Source organism: Vibrio sp. Vb1554, from assembly GCF_033344235.1.
In genome coordinates this window covers 1-2,653 of record NZ_JAWPOJ010000075.1, presented here as the reverse complement: position 1 = coordinate 2,653, position 2,653 = coordinate 1, and the positions used below count along the sequence as shown (strand labels likewise).

General features: G+C 39.6%; 2 protein-coding genes. Both read right to left on the bottom strand.

The genetic code is table 11. From position 1 onward, the window contains the following. Nucleotides 1-298: 298 nt before the first annotated feature. Nucleotides 299-2,122 (bottom strand): ATP-binding protein, encoded by a 1,824-nt coding sequence (locus R8N28_RS23670; RefSeq protein ID WP_318183485.1) that lies wholly within the window; start codon nucleotides 2,120-2,122, stop codon nucleotides 299-301. Between the two features lie 306 nt (nucleotides 2,123-2,428). Continuing rightward, a partial coding sequence (locus R8N28_RS23665; protein WP_318183484.1) for a DUF4113 domain-containing protein occupies nucleotides 2,429-2,653 on the bottom strand: 225 nt, incomplete at its 5' end.

Here is a 2,653-nt window from a genome sequence, read left to right as displayed (position 1 = left end):
TCGTCAATCAAAGCAATCTGGATTGGAATTTAGGCTCGTGACCAAAGGCAGTAAGCAGTGAGAGCTACGTGATCGTGCTCACGGGAGCTGTGGCTCGTAAGTGGACATTTCTGAGCTAGCGATTTCACTAAATTAGCAACAAGTAAATTAATCTATATATGGAAAAGTTCCTAAACTCAGTATTGATGGTAAAGATCATGTTGGTGTTCAGTTATTTTTGGCTGCTGCCGCAGCCAAAGGTTAGTTCTGCCAACTGACGGGAGATAGTCTCACATATGTGGTACCGTGGGTCTCCCTATCATTCCAAATAGCTGCCAATTGTAGTAAACCATCCTTTTACTTCACCATTTGGATCTCTTTCATGAATCATTTCAGGTGTCATAAGCGGAAATGCTTGATTTGATAGCCTAATTTTTGCGTTATTATCCTTCATGATCCCATCATAGCCTTGAGCTTCAGAGTAGACTTCGGCAAAAACCTTCGGGGTTGCTTTTCCGTCAGAGTTAGGATGGTCTGTAACTTCAACATCAACATCAAATGCTAACCTTATAGCATCTGTATGAAGGTAACTTTCAATTTCATGTTTCTGAGTAATAAACGCTTTAGACCCATCTGTGCGTTGATTTATTTCATCAGCATAACCTACATAGCTTGGAACATCCGCATCATAGATATGAATTTCAGGTCTACCTAGACCACTTAAATAATGATGGTTTACCCAGTGCTTCAAGTTACCACCACCAAGTACAATAAAGGCAACTCTATCATCTAAATCTAGGTTGGGAATAGTTACATCCTCATTATGCAGAGCCGCACTCAGAGCTTTCAGCGCACTCACATCTGTAGGCCCCTCAACGCAAACTAAAACTTTTACTCGACTATCAGGTGTCACACCTAACGCACTTGCAACATCAGTTAGCACATCTGTACCATGCTCAATTACTGGTTTCCCTTCACTATCTCGATTTATATATCGAACACCCTCCATGGGTAAATCGCTAGCAAAGCCAGGACTGTGAGTTGTTAAAATCACTTGGCAATTTGGTTCAGATGCTAGCGCAGAGAAAGAAGACTGTAAGATCTTTTGATTATAGGGATGCTGAGCTGTTTCAGGTTCTTCCACAGCATAGATAATTCCTTTTTTACTTCCTTTAGTAAGTAAGCGTTCCGCTTCAGCTTTAAAAAAACTAACTAATACCAGTCGTCTAACGCCACTTCCCCTTTTATTTAAAGGAATCCCGTCAGTACTCAAGTTAACTGAAAACAATCCTGTCCATTTTGCTGGGGTTGGCGGAGTAAATTCTGGTGTCAGTTCGCTTGCAAGGTTACTGTCGATTGTTTTTAACGCTTCATGTGTATTATTCGCTATCTCTTCAGTTCTCTCCTGCACTTTTTTCTGGATCCGTTCAATATCATCTTGAACTTCCGCAATGGCAGCCGCGACAGCAGCTTTCATTGGATCTTGAACTTCACCGTCTGAGTCTTTACTACTTCTATCACTTTGAAATAGGGCAAATAATGGAAGGTATTTATCAACTTGCTCCCAAATTCTTTTACTATCCTCTTTGGGCTTTGTTACTGGAATCTCAACTTGATTCAATTCTAAATCCGTTGCATTATCCCAAATAGCAGCCCTCATTAAAGGGTTTCCCTTTAATGGACTCTCAATTTTCTCGTCCTTAATTATTTTTTGAAGATCTTTTTCTTTTAACTCTAATAGATTATTACAGCCAGTAGCCGTTGGGTGCTCAGCCACAATGAAAACATCGCAAGATGGTGTTTTCTTGCTACAATCAAATACTTTTTTAATTTTCAGAGTATTATCTTTCGTTAATAAGTACTCATTCTTAAGAGTAGTCTCTGTACCACTGTCTAAAATTATTTTTTCTGGAAGCGATGTGAACTCACACGTGATTGATACTTTTTTGCTTTCGTTGTGTATGTTTGCATCATCTTGAGATATTTTCACAACATCATTGTTGAAAAACACTTCCATTGCTTCAAGAAGCGTAGATTTACCAATGTCATTTTTACCAATGATAGTAGTTAAATCATCAATTTTTACTGATACTGGCTCTTTATAGCACCGCAAATTATTAACTTCTATAGATATTAGTTTCACTCAGAACTCCTTTAGGATTAAGACGAAGTATATCCATCTTTGATTTCGTTCTATCTTGCTAATCACTGATAAGCAACTCAAGCCATATTTGCAAGTTATGTGATAATTGTGTGTGCCTTAGAAGAGATAACAGGAAGAATTCGTCAAAAACTATTACGCCATACCATTAGATCTAGTAGGGCTAAGATTGATGTACAGTATGTTAATGAGCTTTTACTTTAAGTGAAAAAGGGGCATAACTGAGCTAGGCACGATAGCGAGTTCACTGTTGGACAGCGTCCTCATATTGGACGAGGATTAACGACTTTACCCGCACTTGATGACTGGCAAGTCTTGCCATTTCGTTGTGTAGTGAGGCGTTAGCATCTCACGCCGCATGCCCCATTTCTGGGCTATTCCCTGTGCTCCCAGAAACAAGGTGTCAGAGCCATAGCGTTGGTTCAACGAATCATACACAGACATGAGTTTTGGGTCGTTGGGCATGGGGTTAAATAGATCTGACTGCTCGTTCTTCCCATCAGTTAAATCCAA